Source organism: Enterobacter sp. FB, assembly GCF_000805795.1.
GTDB classification, from domain to species: Bacteria; Pseudomonadota; Gammaproteobacteria; order Enterobacterales; family Enterobacteriaceae; genus Enterobacter; species Enterobacter roggenkampii.
This window is the reverse complement of sequence record NZ_JSZC01000016.1, coordinates 192,008-214,888: the sequence shown is the minus strand read 5'-3', so window position 1 is coordinate 214,888 and position 22,881 is coordinate 192,008. Positions and strand designations below refer to the sequence as shown.

Below are 22,881 nucleotides of genomic sequence, written 5' to 3'. Positions count from 1 at the left end.
CGGGGTTTTTTGTTTTCATCCCCCAACAAACGAAACGTGATCCCTGACGCATTTTTGCGCAGATGAAAATATTTCCATTGTCACGCCCGAAAACCTGTGTTTGTATAAATTCCATCAATGATTCCAAACACAGGTCCCCAATGACTTCATCCATCTTCACTTCGACCCTACTAAAAACTGCGCAACCAGCCGCAGTGGTCGTCGTGCGTGTGGTGGTGGTCGTCGGCAATGCGCCGTAGGGACTGGATCAACACACGAATCCAAAACCCCGCCGGCGCAAACCGGGCGGGGTTTTTCGTTTAGGACCCTCCCCGGATAGTCGGCTCAGAAGAAAAGGACTGGAGCATGGCAAGTTCGGGCACAACATCCACCAAGACGCGTTTTACCGGCGCGCAGCTGATCGTTCATCTGCTGGAGCGACAGGGCATCACCACGGTTGCGGGCATCCCCGGCGGCACGGTACTGCCGCTGTATGATGCGTTAAGCCAAAGCACACAGATCCGCCACGTGCTGGCGCGCCACGAGCAGGGCGCAGGCTTTATCGCCCAGGGCATGGCGCGTACCCAGGGTAAACCGGCGGTCTGTATGGCCTGTAGCGGGCCGGGCGCCACTAACCTGGTGACCGCCATCGCCGACGCGCGTCTCGACTCCATTCCGCTGATCTGCATTACCGGCCAGGTGCCGTCCTCGATGATCGGCACCGATGCGTTCCAGGAAGTCGATACCTACGGCATCTCTATCCCCATCACCAAACATAACTATTTAGTTCGCGACATCGCCGAGCTTCCTCAGGTTATCAGCGATGCGTTCCGCATTGCGCAGTCCGGCCGCCCGGGCCCGGTGTGGATAGACATTCCTAAGGATGTCCAGACCGCAGAGATCGAGATCGACGTGCTGCCGGAGCCGGGCGAGCGTGCCCCTGCGCCGGAGTTCAGCGCTGAGAGCGTGCGCGACGCCGCCGCCATGATTAACGCCGCCAAACGTCCGGTGCTCTATCTGGGCGGCGGGGCGATTAACGCTGCGGATGAAATCCGCCAGTTTGCGGAAAAAGCCAACCTGCCGACCACCATGACCCTGATGGCGCTGGGTATGCTGCCAAAAGCGCACCCGCTGTCCCTGGGGATGTTGGGCATGCACGGCGCGCGCAGCACCAACTATATCCTGCAAGAGGCGGATTTGCTGATTGTGATGGGCGCACGTTTTGATGACCGGGCGATTGGCAAAACCGAGGAGTTCTGCCCGAACGCGAAAATTATTCACGTGGATATCGATCGCGCCGAGCTGGGTAAAATCAAGCAGCCGCACGTGGCGATTCAGGGGGACGTAGCCGAAGTGCTGGCGCAGCTGATCCCGCAAACCGACGCGACCGATCGCGCCGACTGGCGCCAGCTGGTGGCCGATCTGCAGCGCGAGTTCCCGGGCGCGATCCCAACTGAAGGCGACCCGTTGAGCCACTACGGCTTGATCAACGCCGTGGCCGCCTGCGTGGACGACAGCGCGATTATCACCACCGACGTGGGCCAGCACCAGATGTGGACCGCCCAGGCCTACCCGCTGAACCGTCCGCGCCAGTGGCTGACCTCCGGCGGCCTCGGCACCATGGGCTTTGGCCTGCCCGCAGCTGTGGGCGCGGCGCTGGCGAATACGGACCGCAAGGTCATCTGCTTCTCCGGTGACGGCAGCCTGATGATGAACATTCAGGAGATGGCGACCGCAGCCGAAAACCAGTTAGACGTGAAAATCATCCTGATGAACAACGAGGCGCTGGGGCTGGTGCACCAGCAGCAGAGCCTGTTCTACAAGCAGGGCGTGTTTGCGGCGACCTATCCGGGGATGATTAACTTTATGCAGATTGCCGCCGGCTTTGGCCTGCACACCTGCGATCTGAACGCGGAAGAGGATGCCCACGCGGCGCTGCAGGCGGCGATCTCGCGTCCGGGCCCGGCGCTGATCCACGTGCGTATCGACCCTGAACAAAAAGTGTATCCGATGGTGCCGCCGGGTGCGGCAAATACTGAGATGGTGGGAGAATAAGCCATGCAGAAACAACATGATAACGTCATTCTGGAACTCACCGTCCGCAACCACCCTGGCGTCATGACCCACGTCTGCGGGCTGTTTGCCCGCCGGGCGTTTAACGTGGAAGGCATTCTCTGTCTGCCGATTCAGGGCAGTGAGCACAGCCGCATCTGGCTACTGGTCAACGATGACCAGCGTCTGGAGCAGATGATGGCGCAGATCGACAAGCTGGAGGACGTCACCAACGTGGCGCGCAACCAGTCCGATCCCACCATGTTTAACAAAATTGCGGTGTTCTTCGAATAGATCGCTTAAGGTAAGCGTCTTTCGCTCTTGTAGGCCGGATAAGCGCAGCGCCATCCGGCTTTTTCAGACCGCAGGAACACACATGACCACCATCGCCCTTATCGACGACCACCTTATCGTCCGCTCTGGCTTTGCCCAGCTTCTCAACCTCGAACCGGATTTCCAGGTCGTGGCCGAGTTTGGCTCCGGTCGCGAGGCGCTGGCGGGCCTGCCGGGGCGCGGGGTGCAGGTCTGTATCTGCGACATTTCAATGCCGGATCTCTCCGGGCTGGAGCTGTTAAGCCAGCTGCCGAAAGGAATGGCGACCATTATGCTCTCGGTCCACGACAGTCCGGCGCTGGTCGAGCAGGCGCTCAACGCGGGCGCACGCGGCTTCCTCTCTAAACGCTGCAGCCCGGACGAGCTGATTGCCGCCGTGCGCACCGTCTCCACCGGCGGCTGCTACCTGACGCCGGAAATCGCCATCAAGCTGGCGGCCGGACGACAGGATCCGCTCACCCGGCGCGAGCGTCAGGTGGCTGAGAAGCTCGCGCAGGGGATGTCGGTAAAAGAGATTGCCGCCGAGCTGGATCTGTCGCCGAAGACCGTGCACGTCCATCGCGCCAACCTGATGGAAAAACTCAACGTCAGCAACGACGTCGAGCTGGCGCGCCGCATGTTCGACAGCTGGCAATGAGTCCCGTCTTTTCGCGGCTGATCGCCGTCGTTGCCAGCTTTTTTATCTTCTCCGCCGCGTGGTTCTGCCTGTGGAGCATCAGCCTGCATCTGGTGGAACGTCCTGAGCTGGCGGTACTGCTGTTCCCCTTCGGCCTGCGTCTGGGGTTAATGCTCCAGTGCCCGCGCGGCTACTGGCCCGTTTTGCTGGGCGCAGAGTGGCTGCTGCTGGTCTGGCTGGCGCAGGAAGTGGCCCTCGCGCATCTGCCCTTATTGATGACCGGAAGTCTGCTCACGCTTCTCCCCGTTGCGCTCATTTCCCGCTATCGTCACCAGCGCGACTGGCGCACGCTGCTGCGCCAGGGGGCGGCGCTGATTGCCGCCGCGCTGCTGCAGTCCCTGCCGTGGGTTGGCGACAAGGAGATGCTCAACGCTCTGCTGCTGACCCTCACCGGTGGCCTGACGCTGGCACCCACCTGCCTCGTGATCTGGCACTACCTCACCAGCACCGTCTGGCAACCGCTTGGTCCGGGGCTGGTGTCCCAACCGGTGAACTGGCGCGCCCGGCATCTCATCTGGTATCTGCTGCTGTTCGTGGTGAGCCTCTGGCTTCAGCTGGGTTTGCCCGCCGAGCTTTCACGCTTCACGCCGTTTTGCCTTGCGCTGCCGATTATTGCTCTGGCCTGGCACTATGGCTGGCAGGGGGCGCTGATCGCCACCCTGATGAACGCCATCGCGCTGATCGCCAGCCAGACCTGGCACGACCATCCGGTGGATCTGCTGCTCTCGCTGCTGGCCCAGAGCCTGACCGGGCTGCTGCTCGGGGCGGGCATTCAGCGCCTGCGCGAGCTGAACCAGTCCCTGCAGACCGAGCTGGCGCGCAACCGGCGTCTGGCTGAACGCCTGCTGGAGACGGAAGAGAGCGTGCGGCAGGAGGTGGCCCGCGAGCTGCACGATGACATCGGCCAGACGATCACCGCCATCCGCACCCAGGCGGGCATTGTCCAGCGCCTGGCGGCAGAAAACGCAGGCGTGAAGCAGGGCGGGGCGCATATTGAACAGCTTTCGCTGGGCGTGTATGACTCGGTGCGACGCCTGCTCGGCAGGCTGCGCCCGCGCCAGCTTGACGACCTGTCGCTGGAGCAGGCGGTACGCTCCCTGATGCGCGAGATGGAGCTGGAAAGCCGCGGCATTGTCAGCCATCTCGACTGGCGCATTAGCGAACCTGCGCTGAGCGAAGGCCAGCGCGTAACCCTGTTCCGCGTCTGTCAGGAAGGGCTGAACAATATCGTCAAGCACGCCAGCGCCAGCGCGGTCACGATCCAGGGCTGGCAGCAGGACGAGCGCCTGATGCTGGTGATTGAAGATGACGGCTGCGGCCTGCCGCCGGGCTCCGGCCAGCAGGGCTTTGGCCTGGCGGGCATGCGCGAGCGCGTGAAGGCGCTTGGCGGCACGCTGAGCCTCTCCTGCACCCACGGGACGCGCGTCAGCGTCAGCCTGCCGCTAAGGAGCCACCATGTTTAAAACCCCCGCAAACGCCGCGCCGATAGGCAACAAAGCGGAGATCGACGCCCGCTACCGCTACTGGCGTCGTCATATCCTGATCACTATCTGGCTCGGCTACGCGCTGTTCTACTTTACCCGCAAAAGCTTCAACGCCGCCGCGCCGGAGATCCTCGCGAGCGGCGTGATGACCCGCACCGACATCGGCCTGCTGGCGACGCTGTTTTATATCACCTACGGCCTGTCGAAGTTCTTCTCCGGCATCGTCAGCGATCGCTCAAATGCCCGTTATTTCATGGGCGTTGGGCTGATCGCCACCGGCGTGGTGAATATTCTGTTTGGCTTCTCCACCTCGCTGTGGGCCTTTGCCCTGCTGTGGGCGCTGAACGCCTTTTTCCAGGGCTGGGGCGCGCCGGTCTGCGCGCGTCTGCTCACCGCCTGGTACTCGCGCAACGAACGCGGCGGCTGGTGGGCGATATGGAACACCGCACATAACGTCGGCGGGGCGCTGATCCCGATGGTGGTGGGTGCCGCGGCGCTGCACTACGGCTGGCGCGCGGGGATGATGATTGCCGGTGGCCTGGCGATTGTCGCCGGGCTGTTCCTCTGCTGGCGCCTGCGCGACAGGCCGCAGACCGTGGGCCTGCCTGCGGTGGGCGACTGGCGGCACGACGAGATGGAGATTGCCCAGCAGCAGGAGGGCGCGGGGCTGACCCGCAGGGAGATCCTCACCAAATACGTGCTGAAAAACCCCTACATCTGGCTCCTCTCGCTCTGCTACGTGCTGGTCTACGTGGTGCGCGCGGCTATCAACGACTGGGGCAATCTGTACATGTCCGAGACGCTCGGCGTGGACCTGGTGACCGCCAACTCGGCGGTGACAATGTTCGAGCTGGGCGGGTTTATCGGCGCGCTGGTGGCGGGCTGGGGCTCGGATAAGCTGTTCAACGGCAACCGCGGCCCGATGAACCTGATTTTTGCCGCCGGGATTTTGCTCTCTGTTGGCTCGCTGTGGCTGATGCCGTTCGCCAGCTACGTCATGCAGGCGGCGTGCTTCTTCACCACCGGCTTCTTCGTCTTTGGCCCGCAGATGCTGATCGGCATGGCGGCGGCGGAGTGCTCGCACAAGGAGGCGGCCGGCGCGGCGACGGGCTTTGTCGGGCTGTTTGCCTACCTCGGCGCATCGCTCTCCGGCTGGCCGCTGGCGCGGGTCATCGACATCTGGCACTGGAGTGGCTTCTTCGCGGTGATCGCCATCGCGGCGGGCATTTCCGCCCTGCTGCTGCTGCCGTTTTTACATGCGCAGGCCCCGCGTGAAGCCAGCGTGATGTGATGCGCCTCACCTTTTCACCCCGAGTGGCGCAAAACTAGGAAATTTTCCCGGTTTTACCTGGACGCTGTCTCAGGCATCTCTCCCGGCTGATTTTTACAATGCTGCAAAAATCAGCTCAGGAGTAAACCAACCATGCTGGCCTTCTTAAACCAGGTGCGCAAGCCGACTCTGGATCTGCCGCTCGACGTGCGGCGCAAGATGTGGTTCAAACCGTTCATGCAGTCCTATCTGGTGGTCTTCATCGGCTACCTGACCATGTATCTGATCCGCAAAAACTTTAACATCGCGCAGAACGACATGATCTCGACCTACGGGCTGAGCATGACGCAGCTGGGGATGATTGGCCTGGGCTTCTCCATTACGTACGGCGTGGGGAAAACGGTTGTGTCCTACTACGCGGACGGCAAAAACACCAAGCAGTTCCTGCCGTTTATGCTGATCCTCTCCGCCATCTGTATGCTCGGCTTCAGCGCCAGCATGGGCGCGGGCTCCGTCAGCCTGTTCCTGATGATCGCCTTCTACGCCCTGAGCGGTTTCTTCCAGAGCACCGGCGGGTCGTGCAGCTACTCCACCATTACCAAATGGACCCCGCGCCGCAAGCGTGGTTCCTACCTCGGCATGTGGAACATCTCCCACAACCTCGGCGGGGCGGGCGCGGCTGGCGTAGCGCTGTTCGGCGCAAACTACCTGTTCGACGGCCATGTGATCGGTATGTTTATCTTCCCGTCGATTATCGCCCTGATCGTCGGCTTTATCGGCCTGCGCTACGGCAGCGACTCCCCGGAATCGTACGGCCTCGGCAAAGCGGAAGAGCTGTTCGGCGAGGAGATCAGCGAAGAGGACAAAGAGACCGAAGAGAACGAGATGACCAAATGGCAGATCTTTGTTGAGTACGTGCTGAAAAACAAAGTGATCTGGCTGCTCTGCTTCTCAAACATCTTCCTCTACGTGGTGCGTATCGGCATTGACCAGTGGTCAACCGTGTATGCTTTCCAGGAGCTGAAGCTTTCTAAAGAAGTAGCAATTCAGGGCTTCACCCTGTTCGAAGTGGGCGCGCTGGTCGGCACGCTGCTGTGGGGCTGGCTCTCCGACCTCGCCAACGGCCGTCGCGCACTGGTGGCCTGCATCGCGCTGGCGTTGATTATCGCCACCCTCGGCATCTACCAGCACGCCAGCAACCAGTACGTTTACCTCGCATCCCTGTTCGCGCTCGGCTTCCTGGTGTTTGGTCCGCAGCTGCTGATCGGCGTGGCGGCAGTGGGCTTCGTACCGAAAAAAGCGATCGGCGCCGCCGATGGGATTAAAGGCACCTTCGCCTATCTGATCGGCGACAGCTTTGCCAAGCTGGGTCTGGGGATGATCGCCGACGGCACGCCAATTTTCGGCCTCACCGGCTGGGCGGGCACCTTCGCGGCGCTGGATGCGGCAGCGATCGGCTGTATCGTCCTGATGGCGATGGTCGCGGTGCTGGAAGAACGTAAAATTCGCCGTGAAAATCGTGCGCAGAAATTAAAAACAGCCTGAGTGTGCAGGTAACTTCTTTGCCCGGTGTGTGATGCCGGGCTTTTTTATTTGCGCCGACGGCGTTAATACCTGATCCCCCATTCCGCAACGTCTTTTCAGAGCACTATTCTGGTTATGCCCGCTGTTGACGCCGTGCGTTTCCCGCTATGATGAGCGGCTAGTCAAAGGAGAACGCATGGTCTGGATAATGCTGGCAACGCTTGCCGTGGTGTTTGTGGTGGGATTTCGCGTCCTGACCTCAGATTCCCGCCGCGCCATCAAACGTTTAAGCGAGCGTCTTGGCATCACCCCGATGCCGGTTGAGTCGATGATCGATCAGTTCGGTAAAACGCCGGGCAATGAGTTTATCCGCTACCTTGAACGGCCGGACGAGGCGCATCTGCAAAACGCCGCGCAGGTGCTGCTGATCTGGCAGGTCTGCATTGTCGACGGCAGCGAGGAGAACCTGCACGCCTGGCACCGCATGCTGCGTAAAGCCCGCCTGGCCGCGCCGATCACCGATGCGCAAATCCGTCTGGCGCTCGGCTTCATGCGCGAGATGGAGCCCGATCCGCAGGAGCTGAACGCCTTCCAGCTACGCTATAACCAGCTCTTCCTGCCGGAAGAGGGCGTGTTTTACCTGCACTGATCCCCTCTAAAAACCACAAAAGTTGTCTAAACGTTAAATTCGTCACACTTTTGATGATAAACTGCGCGACTTTTCCGCACGTTTTTATCTTCAGGTGACGCCATGACAGAACATATCCAGCCCACGACCCGACCGCAGACCAAAGAGGTTACTCGCCCCAACTGGTCGGCGGTTTTCTCCGTGGCGTTCTGCGTCGCCTGCCTGATTACCGTTGAGTTTCTGCCGGTAAGCCTGCTGACGCCGATGGCGCAGGATCTGGGCATTTCCGAAGGTGTGGCGGGTCAGTCCGTTACCGTCACCGCCTTCGTGGCGATGTTCGCCAGCCTGTTTATCACCCAGGTGATTGGCGCGATTGACCGCCGCAAGGTGGTCATTCTGTTCAGCGTGCTGCTGACGCTCTCCTGCCTGCTGGTCTCGTTTGCGGAAAGCTTTACCCTGCTGCTGCTGGGGCGCGCCTGTCTGGGGCTGGGGCTCGGCGGCTTCTGGGCGATGTCGGCCTCGCTCACCATGCGCCTGGTGCCCGCGCGGACGGTGCCGAAAGCGCTTTCCGTTATCTTCGGTGCGGTCTCCATCGCGCTGGTGATCGCCGCGCCGCTGGGCAGCTTCCTCGGTGGGATTATCGGCTGGCGTAACGTCTTCAACGCCGCGGCGGTGATGGGCCTGCTCTGCATCATTTGGGTCTGGAAAGCGCTGCCGTCCCTGCCGGGCGAAGCGGCGCACCATAAGCAGAACATGTTCGCGCTGCTCAAGCGCCCCGGCGTGCTGGCGGGGATGACCGCCATCTTTATGGCCTTTGCCGGGCAGTTTGCCTTCTTTACCTATATCCGCCCGGTGTTTATGACCATGGCGGGCTTTGACGTAGACGGCCTGACGCTGGTGCTGTTGAGCTTCGGTATCGCCAGCTTTGTCGGTACCTCGCTGTCGTCGCAGTTCCTGAAACGCTCCCTGAAGGTGGCGCTGGCGGGTGCGCCGCTGGTGCTGGCGGCGAGCGCCACGGTGCTGGTGCTGTGGGGCAGCGATAAGTGGGTCGCGTCTGCCATTGCGATTATCTGGGGCTTTGCCTTTGCGCTGGTGCCGGTGGGCTGGTCGACGTGGATCACCCGCTCGCTCGCCGATCAGGCGGAAAAAGCCGGGTCGATTCAGGTGGCGGTGATCCAGCTGGCGAACACCTGCGGCGCGGCCATTGGCGGCGTGGCGCTCGACCATCTGGGGCTGACGTCACCGCTGGTGATTTCCGGCACGCTGATGCTGCTGACGGCGCTGCTGGTGGCAGGGAAGGTTAAAGCGAAGTAGTGTTTTTCTCCCTCTCCCGTGGGAGAGGGTTGGGGTGAGGGCATCAGGCTACGCCGATGCCTTAACCCTTCTACGCGAATCCATCGAAATCAGCACCACCGACGACACGATCAGCAGCGTCCCCAGCCAGTCCGGCAGGGTGAACGCCACGCCCAGCAACACCACCGATAGCAGCGCGCTGCTCAGCGGCTCGGCGCAGCTCAGGATGCTCGCCTTCGGCCCGCCGATCATCTGTGCGCCTTTCAGATACAGGCTGAACGTCAGCGCGGTGCCAATCACCACCAGGTAGAAAAACGCCAGCAGCAGGCCGCCGTCGATCACGAAGGTGGTGCCGCGTCCGGCGTAGAACGGCGTCAGCATTAATCCGGCAATCAACATACTCCAGCCGACAATCGGCAATGTGCCGTAGCGGGCAATCAGCGTTGACGGATAGGTGGTGTAAAACGCGGCGGCAAACGCCGAGGCGATGCCGAAGAACAGGGCGGCAGGCGAGATGGAGAGCGAGGTTGGGTCGCCGTGGGTGACCAGCAGGAACGTCCCGACAAGCGAGGTCACAATCGCGGACAAAACAAACACGCCGGGGCGCTTTTTCCGCGCCAGCGCGAACCACGCCACGATAATCGTTGGCGACAGAAACTGCAGCACGGTGGCCGTCGCGGCGTTGGATTTTTCAATCGTCAGCAGGAAGGTGAGCTGCACGGTGAGCGCGCCGACCAGCGAGAAAAAAAGCAGGCTGAGGGCATCTTTGCGATGCTTGATGACCGAGAAAATCTTGTCGCCGTGAACGAAGGAGAGCGTCAGCAGGATCACGCCGGTAAACAGCAGGCGAACCATGGTCAGGTAAGGCGAAGAAATGTGGCTTTTCTCCATGATGTACTGCGCGCAAACGCCGGAACTGCCCCATAAAACGGCGGCGATCAGGACGTTCAGCATCCCTTTACGTGTGGAACCCATTTTCTCCCCTGTTATGTTGGTTTTTTTGTAGCATAACATGGGATCTTGCCGGGTGGCGCTACGCTTACCCGGCCTACAAAACCTTGTAGGCCCGTGCAAGCGCAGCGCCGCCGGGCGAAACAAACGACGCTTTACTAGAACCACGCCTCCCACATCGCGCCGACGTTAAAGTCGTCGAGCGTCTCGTCTTTGGTGTTGTTCACGCGCGCGGTGCGTGCGTTATCCACCTTGCCGCCGGTCACGTAGAAGCGCAGCATCGGACGGAACTCCGGCCCCATGGCGATAGACATGTTCTGCGACAGGGTCAGCTTCCAGCCCTTGTTGTCGCCGCCGTTGTCGTAATCCACGTGCTGCCAGCCCGCTTCCAGCCAGGTGGAGTGAACGTCGTTCCACCAGTGCATCGGGCGCACGATGGCGTTGTAGTTCTTACGGTTGTCGGTCTTATCACGGCTGTTGTCGTAGTCGTGGAAGGCGAGGATGTACTCCACCTGCGTGGCCTGGGTGAATTTGTACAGCCCTTCGAAGCTGGCGTAGACCGTGGTCAGGTCTTCGGTTTTATTGAACACGCTGTTGTCCGAGTTATCGGAGTAGCGGGCAATCACCTTGTTCACGCCGCTGTCGTTGGTGTGGCTCAGCACCACGCCACCCTGCCAGGCGTTCAGACGCTCGTCGCTCTCCACCGCTTTTGAATCAAAGCCGTAGTTGGCGTACAGCTCCAGATCCAGCGGACCGAGCTTCATACCGTGGATTTTAGAGGTGGCCGCGTAGTTACCTTTGTCGCCCGTGCCGGACCCGCCGGTACAGGTGATGCGTGACGGGTTCGCTTCGTCTTCCATCACTTCCGGGCTACAGGATTCCACTGCCGCCACGGCAGCGACGTCAAACTGCACGCCGCCGATATCGAAGTTCTTCACCCCGGCGCCCTGGCCGTCGTGGTTCATCCAGAAGTAATCGTTGATGCCCTGCTGCGGACGCTGGTGGAAGTCGCGACCGGCCCAGAAATAGGCGTTCGGGTTGGAGGCCATAATGTTGGTCACCCCCGCGTAGGCCTTTTTCAGGTTAACTTCGTCGCCCCAGTGGTCGATCATCACGTTGATGTCCCAGATGGCGCCGTTTTCGCCCTTGAAGGCCTTGGAGAGCTGGAACTCGCCGCCGTTGCCTTCGTTACCCAGACGACCGATCGCGGACGCGCCGTTGTAGGAGCCATCCACCGCCACATATTTCTGATCGGCGGCCTGGAAGTGCGCGCCGTAGCGGGCGTAGCCGGTAAATTTAATCCCGAACGGAATCGCCATGTCCGGGGATTGCGCCGCGCTCTGCGGCTCGGTCACCACGTCCGCTTTTTTCGCGACGGCGGCATCCATTTTGGCCTGACGTTCGGCCAGGGCTTTATCCACCGCTTTCGCCACAATGGCGTCGATTTGCTCCTGCGTGAATTCCTGGGCGAGCACGGAAATTGGGCAAAGCGCGGCGATAACCGCCATGGTTAATGGAAGTTTTTTAATCGTATTCATGGTTATCTCAATATAGTTTAATTTTATTCAGACAATAACCATCCCGCTCCGATCTGACAGAATATGTCGCTATCATCAGAACAAGTGGATTTCTAGTTTTAGGTACAGAGGTATTGCAGTAATTTATTTCGCCATAGACTATCTCTGATATAAATGAATAATTTCTTCGGATAATTCACGCGCTAATAAGGAGTTCATTAAATGATCCTGCGCGTGCACCATGATTAACGTCATCGGCTGGCGGCCTTCGCCCGCGTCCTGCTCAATCAGTTTGGTCTGCATCTTATGCGCCTGACGCGCGTAGCCGTCGGCTTCGCGCAGCAGGCTTTTAGCTTCATCAATGTTGCCTTGGCGCGCCGCGTGCAGCGCTTCAAAGCACAGGCTGCGGGACTGCCCGGCGTTGACGATAATTTCCATTACGGCTTCTTCTAGTGCGATCATCATCATTACTCTTTATCAAAGCTATTATTTAAGGCGGTGGCGGCAAACCACTCCCCGCTTTTCTTAATGGTGCGCTGCTGCGTCTCCAGATCGAGCTGGATAAATCCGTAGCGATTTTTATACGCGTTACACCACGACCAGTTATCAATAAATGTCCACATATGGTAGCCAAGACAATTACACTCTTCGCTTATGCCTTTATGCAGCCACGTTAAATGCTCAGATATAAAATCAATGCGGTATTGATCGTTAATCTGGCCATTTTCAATAAAACGTTGCTCGTTTTCGACGCCCATGCCGTTTTCAGAAATAAAGCAGCGGGGGTTGCCGTAATTGTCGCGCAGGTTAATCAGAATATCGTAAATACCCGGCGCGTAGATTTCCCAGCCGCGGTAGGGGTTCATCTTGCGGCCCGGCATCTCGTAGCTATCAAAGAACCATTCCGGCATAAACGGCGCCTGCGGGTTCACCGCGCTGTCGCGACACTTCACGCGACGCGGCTGATAGTAGTTAATGCCGAGCAGGTCGATTTTCCCTTCCGCAATCAGGAAACCGTCTTCCGGCTTGCAGGCGGGCAGCTGGTCGTAAGATTTCAGCAGCGCCACCAGATCCGCCGGGTATTCGCCGCGCAGGACCGGGTCGAGGAAGCTGCGGTTAAACATCAGATCCGCAACGTGCGCCGCCTTCACGTCTGCCGGGTTCTGCGAACGCGGATACGACGGCGTCAGGTTCAGCACGATGCCGATCTCCCCCGCGTAGTGCCCGGCGCGGTAGGCCTGAACCGCCTTCGCATGGGCCAGCACCGTGTGATACGCCACGGTGGCCGCCCGGCGGAAATCCACTACGTTGGGGTAGTGGAAGTCGTACAGATAACCGCCTTCCACCGGCACGATCGGCTCGTTAAAGGTAAACCAGTGCAGCACGCGGTCGCCGAACAGCTCGAAGCAAATCTGCGCATAGCGGGCGTACGCGTCCACCACGTCACGGTTTTCCCAGCCGCCAATTTCCTGCATCGCCATCGGCATGTCGAAATGGAACAGGGTGATAAACGGCGTGATGCCCTGTTCATTCAGCTCATCAATGACCTGATTATAAAAATCGACCGCGTCCGGGTTCACTTCACCGATACCGTCGGGGATCAGGCGCGCCCAGCTAATCGAGGTACGAAAGCTGTTGTGGTTCAGCTGTTTTAACAGCTGAATGTCCGTTTTCCAGTGCTGATAAAACGTGGAGGTGTGCTGCGGCCCCACGCCGTTGTGAAAACGGTTCGGCTCGCGGGCAAACCAGTAGTCCCACGTGGTTTCACCCTCTCGTGTCCCTTCCGTCTGGAGAGCGGAGCTTGCGCTGCCCCACCAGAAGTTATCGGGAAATGCGTATTTCATGACCCTTCCTCTTTGACTTAGTTACTTGTGGCTTCAGCGGCACCCACGGTTGCAGCCTGGGCTTTCTGCTCTTCGTTTTTAATCAGCGTACGCTCATAGGCGCGCAGGAAAGGCAGGTACATCAGCGCCGACATCACCATGCAGACGAGGCACATCACCACCGGGCTCAGCGCCCAGTTCGCCGCCCACGAGGCGCCAATCGGCGCGGGCGTAGTCCACGGGGTTAACGAGACCACCTGTGCCAGCCAGCCGAGCTTCGTGGCGCCGTACGCCAGGCAGGCGTTGACCAGCGGAACAAACACAAACGGGATAAACAGCATCGGGTTCATGATGATCGGCGCGCCGAACAGAATCGGCTCGTTGATGTTAAAGAAGCTTGGCACCACGCCCATTTTGCCGATGGTGCGCAGGTGGGTAACGCGGCTGCGCAGCAGCAGGAAGGCCAGCGGCAGGGTGGAACCGACGCCGCCAATCAGCAGGTAGTGATCCCAGAAGCCTTGCAGATAAACGTGCGGCAGCGCCGCGCCTGCGGCCAGTGCCGCCTGGTTTGCCGAGAGGTTCGCCATCCAGAACGGGTTCATGATGCCGGTAACAATCAGCGAGCCGTGGATACCCGCGAACCAGAAGATCTGGCACAGCAGCACGGAGAGCAGAATGGCGGGCAGGGAGTCAGACGCGGACACCAGCGGCTCCAGCAGGTGCATGATCGCCTGCGGGATAATCATCCCGGTCTGCGCTTCAATGAACAGGTTCAGCGGGTGCAGCGTGCCGATCACCACCATCACCGGGATCAGGATCTCAAACGAACGCGCCACGCCGGTGGGCACTTCCTTCGGCAGGCGGATGGTGACGTTGTTCTGCTTCAGCCAGGCGTACACGCGGGTTGAGTAAATGGCGGCGATCAGGGCGGTGAAGATGCCCTGGCCGGAGAGGTACTGGGTTGAGATTTTGCCGTCGGTATACGGCGCGGCGACCAGCAGGAAGGCCATAAAGGCCAGCAGGCCGGACATCACCGGGTCGAGGTTAAACTGACGCCCCAGGCTCGCCCCAATCCCTACCGAGATGAAGAAGGTCATCACGCCCATGCTGAGGTTAAACGGCAGCATCAGCTGTTCGCGGTAGGTTTGGGAAAAATCCAGCCAGCCGCGGGCGAAGCTGTTAGTGGTATCCGCCGAGAACGGCGGGAAGATGAACACCAGCATAAACGAGCCGATGATCATAAACGGCAGCGCGGCGGTAAAGCCGTCGCGGATGGCAATCACGTACTTTTGCTGACCGAGCTTCGCGGCCAGCGGGGTAATTGACTGCTCAATCACCGCAACCATGGATTGATATAACGAACTCATGTGAACACCTTTTAGTGTGCCGCTTCGATGAGCGACAGAGCAAAGTCCAGTACTTTATCGCCACGCTGCATGCCGTAGTCCATCATGTCGATGGGCTGCACCGGAATGCCATGCGTCGCCGCCTTGTCTGAGAGTGTCTGTAACATGTATTTCACTTGCGGTCCGAGAAGTACCACCTGGTATTGCGGAAACTGCGTATCAAATTCGGAAACACCGTACGCATCAATCTTCACCGGCAAACCACGTTCTTTCGCGACATCGACCATTTTGCTGACCAACAGGCTGGTGGACATCCCGGCAGAGCAGCACAGCATAATCTTGAACATCGACAACCATCCTCTAAATGTAAAAAGTTATTGCGAGGATGATTGGACATGATACGGAAACCGGTTTCCATTCATAAAAGACAGAACTGTGACAACCATCAAGATCCAATGCTTATGAGGCTAATTAACCGGATGCAGGTCACATAATTTGGCTGTTTTGACATCATTTGGAGTGGAAACGGAAAATCGGTTTCCATGGAAAACGGAAACGGATATACTCCGCTCTGGCTATAATGTGAGCCGAAGCGGTCATGGAATTTGCAGGCGCGAGGTAAGCCTGCCAGGGGAAAGAGATGTCGACAATCAATGATGTATCACGTCTTGCCGGGGTGTCTAAAGCCACGGTATCGCGAGTGTTGAGTGGGTCGCGTGGCGTAAAGGAAGCCAGCCGTCAGGCCGTTCTGAAGGCAGTGGATGAGCTTAACTACCGGCCTAATGTGATTGCCCAGTCGCTGCTGAGCCAGTCGACGGGCTGTATCGGGGTGATTTGCGCCCAGGAAAACATTAACCAGACCACTGGTTATCTCTACGCGCTGGAAAAACAGCTCAGCCAGCATCAAAAACACCTGCTGCTGCGTTTCGCGCACAGCAAAGCGGAAGTGATGCACGCTCTTGAGGAACTCTCCTGCGGGCTTTGCGATGACATCCTGGTGATTGGCGCGCGTTTCCCGCTGGACGTCGACATGGACAACGTCATTCTGGTGGACTGCATGGAGTCTGATAATTCCAACAGCATCCAGTTCGATCACGCCTTTGCCGCCGAAACCGCCTGTAACTACCTGACCAGCCAGGGGCGACGCCAGATTGCCCTGATCCATCCGCACGGCAGCGGTTTTGCTGACCAGGTGCTGCTCGGCTACAAGCACGCGCTGGAGAAAAATTTCCTGCCCTTTAATCGCAACCTTGTGTTCATGGACGCGACCTCGTCGTCCGTTGCGCTACAGGAGCTGCTGAATAACGCCAGCACGCTGAACTTCAACGCGCTGCTGGTGGCGGACGAGCAGGAAGCCCAGCGGGTGATCCCGCAGCTGCAGGCGTTTAATAAATCCGTGCCGGACGACATTATGGTCTTTAGCCTGGCCGGATCGCTGCACCTGCCGGGTATTCCGGTGATCCCGGCGATTGAATATTCTATGGATGCGATGGCGGCGCGTATTGTAAGCTGGCTGACGGAGAAAACGCAGATGCTGGGCTCGTATGTGCTGCGCGGGGATTTGATCATTCCAGACGTGCGTAAGCGTTAAACATGTTGTGTAGGCCGGGAAAGGCGCAGCCGCCACCCGGCGAGAAGCAGGTTTCCAGCCCTCAATAATCTTCCATACAATCCACCTGACCAATCGCCGCCCAGTAGGCGTCCAGGTTGTCACGCTTCACGGCGGTAACGGCATTTTTGATCAGCAGCTGATTGGCCTCTGACGACAAAATCATCGCCTGCCAGGCCTTATCGCTCTGCTTTTTCTGTGGCGTACAGGTTTTCTTAATATCTTTCAGGACCTGTTGCTTAATCTGCGCCTCTTTCGCCGGATCGTCCTTTTCCTGAGCGTGGACAAACGCGGCGAACAGCAGACAAACCAGCAGGCAGACAAGGTGTGCAGCTTTCATCAACAACCCCCTTTTGACGTCACAGGCTTCCCATGAAATATATCGTTACATTCAGTGTAGCGACGCCAGCCGAAAGTATGAATTTTCTCCACGTTGCGTGTGTGAGATAGTGAAACGGCACAGATAACAAGGAGAAAAATATGCACCTGAGCATTACTCATGCGGTTACGGCGCAGGAAAAAGAAGAGTTACTCACGGGCCTGAGAGCCTACAATGCGCAGTTTCTGGATCTCTCCACATTCAGCGGGGATATTGGCGTTTACGTGCGGGACGACATCGGCACCATGCTCGGCGGGCTCATTGGGGTGCGTAAAGGCGACTGGCTGAATATCGACTTTCTCTGGGTGAGCGATGCCGTACGCGGATCCGGCGTGGGCAGCCAGCTCATCAAAACGGCGGAAGATGAAGCCAGACGCAAAGGCTGCAAGCACGCGCTGGTGGATACCGTCAGCTTCCAGGCGCGTCCGTTCTATGAAAAACAGGGGTACCAGCTGCAGATGTCTTTGCAGGATTATCCGTACCCGGGCATGCAGCGACATTACCTGGCGAAAGCCCTTTAAGCCCGTTTCTGTCATTATGCATTCTGCTATTTATTGCGAGCCGCTTTCCTAATTTAAAACGTGTTGCTTGTCTTCTTTTCGGGCCGTGGCGCATGCTTTGGCCTGGTCAAGTCATCCATGGAGATAGCAATGGAACGCACAGCAAAACTATTCAAAAAGGGTCAGAATCAGGCCGTTATGCTGCCTGCTGAATTCGCGTTTGATACGGAGAGCGTCTACATCCGACGGGATGAGGAGGGGAATGTCGTTTTGGCGGCAAAACCTGTTCGAATAAAGAGCTGGGATAATTTTCTCCGCATGCTGGCAGAAACGGACGTACCAGATACGTTTTTGAGCAAGGAGGAACGCAATCAGAGTGTTACGACAAGAGACCCTCTGGATGGAGCATGCTCATGAGACATATGCTGGATACGAATATTGTGAGTCACTTGTTTAAACGACACCCGGAGGTTGTAAGCAGAATGACATGTCTGGCGCCGGGTGACGTTTGTATCTCAAGCATTACCGAAGCGGAATTGCTGTATGGTGCTGACAAGAAGAAAAGCAGTAGATTGAAAGAAACAATCCGGGAGTTTCTCAATACCATCACGATTTGCGACTGGGACAGCGACGCCGCAGCAACGTACGGTGAACTCCGTGCAACCCTGGAAAAGAAAGGGAAAGTGATGGGGGATCTCGATCAACTGATCGCTGCACATGCTATCAGTCGGGGAACAACGATTGTTACTAACGATCGTGCATTCAGAATGGTGCAGGAGCTTGCCGTCGAGGACTGGACGACAACGTTGTGATCCCTGATGCCCGGTGGTGCAGCGCCACCCGGCCATACCCGCATATAACTTATCCTTCTTATTGATTCTTTTTCGGTTTTTATTTCACCGCCTCGTTGTCGATATAGTCACTACAACATTCAGCAAAAGGAACTGTCTTGTGAAACGTCGATTGGGTGCTCTGGTACTGGCTGGCCTGCTGCTGGCAGGGTGCGATCAAAGTGGCAGCGATGCCAAACACATTAAAGTCGGCGTCATCAACGGCGCCGAACAGGACGTGGCGGAAGTTGCCAAAAAGGTGGCAAAAGAGAAATATGGCCTGGACGTGGAGCTGGTGGGCTTCAGCGGCTCGCTGTTGCCTAACGATGCCACCAACCAGGGGGAACTGGATGCCAACGTCTTCCAGCATCGCCCGTTCCTTGCAGAGGATAATAAGGCGCATGGCTACAAGCTGGTGGCCGTGGCGAACACCTTTGTCTTCCCGATGGCAGGCTATTCCCGCAAAATCAAATCCGTCTCGGATCTGAAGGACGGGGCAACCATTGCCATTCCAAACGACCCGACCAACCTGGGACGTGCGCTGTTGCTGCTGCAAAAAGAGAAGCTCATCACCCTGAAGCCAGATACCGGGCTGCTGCCGACGGCGCTGGATATTACCGCCAACCCTAAACAGCTGAAAATCATGGAGCTGGAAGGGGCGCAGCTGCCGCGCGTGCTGGACGACCCGAAAGTGGATGTCGCCATCATCAGCACCACCTATATCCAGCAAACCGGGCTGTCGCCGGTGCATGACAGCGTCTTTATCGAAGACAAAAATTCGCCGTACGTGAACATCGTGGTGACGCGCGAAGACAACAAAGACGCCGAGAACGTGAAGGAATTTATCCAGTCGTATCAGTCGCCTGAAGTGGCGAAAGCGGCGGAGACGATCTTTAACGGCGGGGCGGTGCCGGGCTGGTAAGGAACCCGCAGAAAGCGCGGTGACGAAAATTGGCCCGATTCCATCGGTAATCGCCCTTTAACCCACAGCGTGACGCGCGACGGCTGGCTATCCTCCTTATCACACCAACCGGAGGATAGCCCATGAACATCACCCACATTCGCAACGCCACCCAGCTGATTACCTACGCCGGAAAACGTCTTTTAATCGACCCGATGCTGGCTCCGCAGGGCGCTTATCCGGGCTTCCCCGGCACGGCCCATGCCGAACGCCGTAACCCGACGGTCGAACTCCCCGTAGACGTCAACACGCTGCTGGACGCCGACGCGGTGATCGTCACCCATACCCATGACGATCACTGGGATCGCGCCGCGGCGGAACTGATCGCCAAAGACAAACCGATCTACGTGCAAAACGACCGTGATGCCGCGCTGCTGCGCAGCCAGGGGTTTAGCAACCTGACGGTCATGACCGACGCAACCACCTTTGGTGATATCCGGATAGCGAAAACCCACGGCGGCCAGCACGGTACCGATCGCGCATACGCCGTGCCCGAACTGGCGGAGCGGCTGGGCGAGGCCTGTGGCGTGGTGCTGCGTCATCCTGATGAGAAGACGCTCTACCTTGCCGGGGATACCGTCTGGCGTGACGAGGTGGCGGCCGATCTGCAAAAGCACCAGCCGGACGTGGTGGTGCTGAACGCTGGCTATGCCCACGTCATTGGTTTTGGGCCCATTATTATGGGGCAGGAAGATGTGCTTAACGTTCATTTCCTGCTGCCGCAGGCCAACATTGTGGCGAGCCATATGGAGGCCATTAACCACTGCCTGTTGACCCGCAGCGCGCTGCGTGAGTATGTAGAAGCCAACCAGGTGAGTGACGCGGTGAGTATTCCTGAGGATGGCGAAACCGTTATATTCTGAGTGTCTGAAAGGGAAAGGAGAGACAAATGTCGCTAGTCAACGTCGCGATTGTCGCGGTAGACGGGTTCAGCCCGTTCCACTACTCCGTTCCCTGTATTCTGTTTGGCGACTCGGTCTCCGGAGAAAAGCGCTTTAACGTGACGATCTGCGCCGAAACGCCAGGGTTCCTCACCTCAAAAGACGGATTTTCCCTCAACGCCACGCAGGATTTTACCGCCATTGGGCAGGCCGATATTGTTGTCGTTCCCTACTGGCAGCACGTTCTTGAACGCCCGCCCCAGACGCTGCTCGACAGCCTGGTACAGGCGAGAGACCGCGGCGCAGAAATCGTCGGGCTGTGTCTGGGGTCGTTTGTGCTGGCCTGGGCGGGGATCCTCGACGGCAAACGTGCGGCCACCCACTGGGAGTTCGAACGTCAGTTTCAGTCGCTCTTCCCGAACGTTCAGCTGGATATTAATGCCCTTTACGTGGATGACGGCAATATCATCACCTCCGCCGGGACTGCCGCAGCCCTCGACTGCTGCCTGTATATCATTCGCCAGCGCTTTGGCAGCGTGGTTGCTAACCAGATTGCCCGCCGGATGATTGTTCCGCCCCACCGCGAGGGCGGGCAGGCGCAGTTCATCGCCCAGCCGGTGCCTAAAGATACCCGCGACGGACGCATTAACTGCCTGATCGACTACCTGCAGCAGCACATCACCGAACAACATAGTCTGGACTCGCTGGCTGAGGTGGTCTCGATGAGCCGCCGCACCCTGACCCGTCACTTTGTGAACGCTACAGGGATGAGCGTCGCCGACTGGTTGACCGCCGAACGCCTGCGGCGCAGCCAAATCCTGCTGGAAGCCGGAAATATGCCGATTGAACGCGTGGCTGAGCTGGTGGGATTTAATTCCGCCGTCACCTGGCGACAGCAGTTTAAGGCGCGTTTTGGGGTGAGTCCGGCGGAGTGGCGAAAGACGTTTCGGCTTCATGCCTAGTGTATTACGGCTAACTCAAGATTTAAGGGTGAGTTAAATCCTTTCTTATTTTCTCTTAATATCCTTCTCACTCTTCTGAAATAACTATTAATTTTAGGAGCCCTAATTCAAATTAGATATACTCGCTTTAAGAAAACTCTTATATTACAAAAATAATCATTGCGGACATTTTTGTGGCATGGATGAATAGCGCCGAAATAAAAATTAGAATAATTTCATTAGTAAATTATGCCGTTGCTATCTTATTGTTTTCGCTTTTTTCAGCGAGGGTGAGTGCTGCACCTTTATCGCCAGCCGATCGCGATTCCATTCAACAGCAACAGCAGCAGCTTTTATTACAGAACCAGCAACAGCGTGAGGAGCTGGAGCGGAGTATTCCTCGCCCCGCGCCCGCCAGACCGCTGCCGGTTACCGGCTCCGGACCCTGTTTCACCATTCATACCATTACCCTTTCCGGTGCGACCTTAATCTCCCCGAAAACCCGGCAGACCCTTGTCGCGCCGTGGCAGGGCCGCTGTCTGGATATGGCGAAAATAACGGAGCTTCTCGCCCATATTTCTGACTGGTATATCAGCCGGGGATATATCACCAGCCGCGCTTTTCTTACCGAGCAGGATCTCTCCGGCGGCCATCTGAATATTGTTGTGCTGGAAGGCAGACTGGAAGCGATCCGTCTGGAAGGCGAAACGCCGCGTATGCTGAAAATGGCGTTTCCGGGGCGGGTGGGCGGCATCCTTAATTTACGCGACATCGAACAGGGCATGGAGCAAATTAACCGTTTGCGCGCCGAGCCGGTTCAGATTGAAATTCTTCCGGGAACGCAGGCCGGATATTCCATTGTTAATCTTACGGCAAAGCCGGAATTTCCCTTAAGTGCATCGGTAAGCCTGGATAATAGCGGGCAGAAGAGTACCGGCGAAGATCAGCTGAGCGGCGTGCTCACCGCTAATAATATGCTGGGGCTGGCGGATAAATGGTTTGTCAGCGGCGGGCGCAGCAGTGATTTTGCCAGCGCGTACGATGCGCAGAATTTCCAGGCGGGCGTCAGCGTGCCGTTTGGCTACGGATTACTGGACTACAGCTACGCCTGGAGTAACTACCGGACCACCATCAGTAACCAGGGATTCAACTGGCTCTCCACGGGCGATACCAAAACCCACCGCCTTAACGCGTCCTGGGTGGTCTTCCGCAACGGGGAGGTGAAAACCGGCATTGCGGCAGGCGTGGTTCAGCGATCCAGCCGCAACTGGCTCAACGACGCGCCGCTTCAGAGCAGCACGCGCAACCTCTCCAGCCTGATTCTGGGCATTACGCACACGCAAAAAATGCTGGGCGGCGTGGCGACCTTCAACCCGACCTGGAGCCACGGCATGCCGTGGTTCAATGCCGAAACCGACGAAGATAAGTCCGGGGATATGCCGCGCGCGGAATTCCGTAAATGGAGTCTGAACGCCAGCTTCCAGCGGCCGATTACCCGTAATGCCTGGTGGCTGACCAGCGCCTACGGCCAGTGGTCGCCCGACCGGCTGTACGGTTCCGAGCGCCTGACGCTCGGCGGCGAAAGCTCCGTGCGCGGTTTTAAAGAGCAGTACTTGTCCGGGGATAACGGCGGCTACTGGCGTAACGAGCTGGGGTATTCCCTCTTCACCCTTCCGGTGATTGGCGCGGTGAGCGCAACGGTCGCCGTTGACGGCGGCTGGCTGGAAAAAGACCGTCAGGACCGCTTTGCCTCCGGCACGTTGTGGGGCGCTTCGGTGGGGCTGAACAGCGCAGGGCGCGGGTACAGCAGCCAGATTTCGGTCGGTACGCCCCTGCACTACCCCGACTGGCTCGGCCCGGATCATGTGAGCGTTAACTGGCGCATTGCCTTCATGCTTTAAGAG

The 22,881-nt window shown here is 58.3% G+C and carries 24 protein-coding genes; 17 read left to right on the top strand and 7 right to left on the bottom strand.

Annotation, left to right across the window (positions count from 1 at the left end; genetic code table 11):
• Nucleotides 1–140 precede the first annotated feature (140 nt).
• The 9 genes from ivbL (at nt 141) to nepI (ending at nt 9,260) form a co-directional block, all read left to right on the top strand.
• A complete protein-coding gene (gene ivbL / locus PI91_RS25910) occupies nt 141–239 on the top strand; it encodes an ilvB operon leader peptide IvbL (RefSeq protein ID WP_057979964.1) in 99 nt (32 codons plus the stop codon).
• A gap of 106 nt (nt 240–345) precedes the next feature.
• A complete protein-coding gene (gene ilvB / locus PI91_RS21755; protein WP_023293706.1) occupies nt 346–2,034 on the top strand; it encodes an acetolactate synthase large subunit in 1,689 nt (562 codons plus the stop codon).
• A 3-nt stretch (nt 2,035–2,037) separates the two neighbouring features.
• Nucleotides 2,038–2,325, top strand: a complete 288-nt coding sequence (gene ilvN / locus PI91_RS21750; RefSeq protein WP_008500144.1) for an acetolactate synthase small subunit — start codon at nt 2,038–2,040, stop codon at nt 2,323–2,325.
• A gap of 82 nt (nt 2,326–2,407) precedes the next feature.
• Nucleotides 2,408–3,001 carry a transcriptional regulator UhpA gene (gene uhpA, locus PI91_RS21745; protein ID WP_021242693.1) on the top strand — a complete coding sequence of 198 codons (594 nt, stop codon included), beginning with the start codon at nt 2,408–2,410 and terminating at the stop codon, nt 2,999–3,001.
• Nucleotides 2,998–4,503 carry a signal transduction histidine-protein kinase/phosphatase UhpB gene (gene uhpB, locus PI91_RS21740; RefSeq protein WP_039267102.1) on the top strand — a complete coding sequence of 502 codons (1,506 nt, stop codon included), beginning with the start codon at nt 2,998–3,000 and terminating at the stop codon, nt 4,501–4,503. The genes uhpA and uhpB overlap by 4 nt, the downstream gene beginning before the upstream one ends.
• Nucleotides 4,496–5,815 carry an MFS transporter gene (locus PI91_RS21735; protein WP_039267101.1) on the top strand — a complete coding sequence of 440 codons (1,320 nt, stop codon included), beginning with the start codon at nt 4,496–4,498 and terminating at the stop codon, nt 5,813–5,815. Before uhpB ends, PI91_RS21735 begins: the two co-directional genes overlap by 8 nt.
• 132 nt (nt 5,816–5,947) lie before the next feature.
• Nucleotides 5,948–7,339 (top strand): hexose-6-phosphate:phosphate antiporter, encoded by a 1,392-nt coding sequence (gene uhpT, locus PI91_RS21730; RefSeq protein ID WP_025910697.1) that lies wholly within the window; start codon nt 5,948–5,950, stop codon nt 7,337–7,339.
• Nucleotides 7,340–7,514: 175 nt separating this feature from the next.
• Nucleotides 7,515–7,967 carry a DUF1198 domain-containing protein gene (locus PI91_RS21725; protein WP_021242696.1) on the top strand — a complete coding sequence of 151 codons (453 nt, stop codon included), beginning with the start codon at nt 7,515–7,517 and terminating at the stop codon, nt 7,965–7,967.
• 102 nt (nt 7,968–8,069) lie between these two features.
• A complete protein-coding gene (gene nepI / locus PI91_RS21720) occupies nt 8,070–9,260 on the top strand; it encodes a purine ribonucleoside efflux pump NepI (RefSeq protein ID WP_023345166.1) in 1,191 nt (396 codons plus the stop codon).
• Between the two features lie 48 nt (nt 9,261–9,308).
• Here the strand turns inward: nepI and PI91_RS21715 are convergent, their stop codons facing one another.
• From PI91_RS21715 to PI91_RS21690, 6 genes are all read right to left on the bottom strand, one after another.
• A complete protein-coding gene (locus PI91_RS21715) occupies nt 9,309–10,214 on the bottom strand; it encodes an EamA family transporter (RefSeq protein ID WP_032654354.1) in 906 nt (301 codons plus the stop codon).
• Nucleotides 10,215–10,348: 134 nt separating this feature from the next.
• Nucleotides 10,349–11,728, bottom strand: a complete 1,380-nt coding sequence (locus PI91_RS21710; RefSeq protein WP_023326394.1) for a carbohydrate porin — start codon at nt 11,726–11,728, stop codon at nt 10,349–10,351.
• A 138-nt stretch (nt 11,729–11,866) separates the two neighbouring features.
• The gene (locus PI91_RS21705; RefSeq protein ID WP_029741865.1) at nt 11,867–12,169 is read right to left on the bottom strand and encodes a PTS lactose/cellobiose transporter subunit IIA; all 303 of its coding nucleotides are present in this window, start codon (nt 12,167–12,169) and stop codon (nt 11,867–11,869) included.
• Nucleotides 12,170–12,174: 5 nt separating this feature from the next.
• Nucleotides 12,175–13,551, bottom strand: coding sequence for a glycoside hydrolase family 1 protein (locus PI91_RS21700; protein WP_039267100.1), 1,377 nt, complete (start codon nt 13,549–13,551; stop codon nt 12,175–12,177).
• Between the two features lie 17 nt (nt 13,552–13,568).
• Nucleotides 13,569–14,897 carry a PTS sugar transporter subunit IIC gene (locus PI91_RS21695; protein ID WP_039267099.1) on the bottom strand — a complete coding sequence of 443 codons (1,329 nt, stop codon included), beginning with the start codon at nt 14,895–14,897 and terminating at the stop codon, nt 13,569–13,571.
• Nucleotides 14,898–14,908: 11 nt separating this feature from the next.
• Nucleotides 14,909–15,223, bottom strand: coding sequence for a PTS sugar transporter subunit IIB (locus PI91_RS21690; RefSeq protein WP_008500132.1), 315 nt, complete (start codon nt 15,221–15,223; stop codon nt 14,909–14,911).
• Nucleotides 15,224–15,516: 293 nt separating this feature from the next.
• On the opposite strand from PI91_RS21690, the gene PI91_RS21685 reads away from it, so the two are divergent.
• Nucleotides 15,517–16,467 carry a LacI family DNA-binding transcriptional regulator gene (locus PI91_RS21685; protein ID WP_023293714.1) on the top strand — a complete coding sequence of 317 codons (951 nt, stop codon included), beginning with the start codon at nt 15,517–15,519 and terminating at the stop codon, nt 16,465–16,467.
• Between the two features lie 61 nt (nt 16,468–16,528).
• On the opposite strand, the gene PI91_RS21680 is transcribed toward PI91_RS21685, so the two are convergent.
• On the bottom strand, nt 16,529–16,825 hold the full coding sequence (locus PI91_RS21680) for a YicS family protein (protein ID WP_021242704.1): 297 nt from the start codon (nt 16,823–16,825) through the stop codon (nt 16,529–16,531).
• A 140-nt stretch (nt 16,826–16,965) separates the two neighbouring features.
• Between PI91_RS21680 and PI91_RS21675 the strand changes: the two genes are divergently transcribed.
• From PI91_RS21675 to PI91_RS21645, 7 genes are all read left to right on the top strand, one after another.
• Nucleotides 16,966–17,385, top strand: coding sequence for a GNAT family N-acetyltransferase (locus PI91_RS21675; protein ID WP_008500129.1), 420 nt, complete (start codon nt 16,966–16,968; stop codon nt 17,383–17,385).
• A 129-nt stretch (nt 17,386–17,514) separates the two neighbouring features.
• The gene (locus PI91_RS21670) at nt 17,515–17,781 is read left to right on the top strand and encodes an antitoxin (RefSeq protein WP_023345171.1); all 267 of its coding nucleotides are present in this window, start codon (nt 17,515–17,517) and stop codon (nt 17,779–17,781) included.
• The gene (locus tag PI91_RS21665) at nt 17,778–18,176 is read left to right on the top strand and encodes a type II toxin-antitoxin system VapC family toxin (protein WP_023293716.1); all 399 of its coding nucleotides are present in this window, start codon (nt 17,778–17,780) and stop codon (nt 18,174–18,176) included. The genes PI91_RS21670 and PI91_RS21665 overlap by 4 nt, the downstream gene beginning before the upstream one ends.
• Nucleotides 18,177–18,315: 139 nt before the next feature.
• Entirely contained in the window at nt 18,316–19,116 is an 801-nt protein-coding gene (nlpA, locus tag PI91_RS21660) for a lipoprotein NlpA (protein WP_008500128.1), read from the top strand.
• Nucleotides 19,117–19,238: 122 nt separating this feature from the next.
• Nucleotides 19,239–20,018, top strand: a complete 780-nt coding sequence (locus PI91_RS21655) for an MBL fold metallo-hydrolase (RefSeq protein ID WP_039267098.1) — start codon at nt 19,239–19,241, stop codon at nt 20,016–20,018.
• A gap of 26 nt (nt 20,019–20,044) precedes the next feature.
• On the top strand, nt 20,045–20,998 hold the full coding sequence (locus tag PI91_RS21650; protein WP_039267097.1) for a GlxA family transcriptional regulator: 954 nt from the start codon (nt 20,045–20,047) through the stop codon (nt 20,996–20,998).
• 182 nt (nt 20,999–21,180) lie between these two features.
• Complete coding sequence (locus PI91_RS21645) at nt 21,181–22,878, top strand: ShlB/FhaC/HecB family hemolysin secretion/activation protein (RefSeq protein WP_232764472.1); 1,698 nt, start codon at nt 21,181–21,183, stop codon at nt 22,876–22,878.
• Nucleotides 22,879–22,881 lie beyond the last annotated feature (3 nt).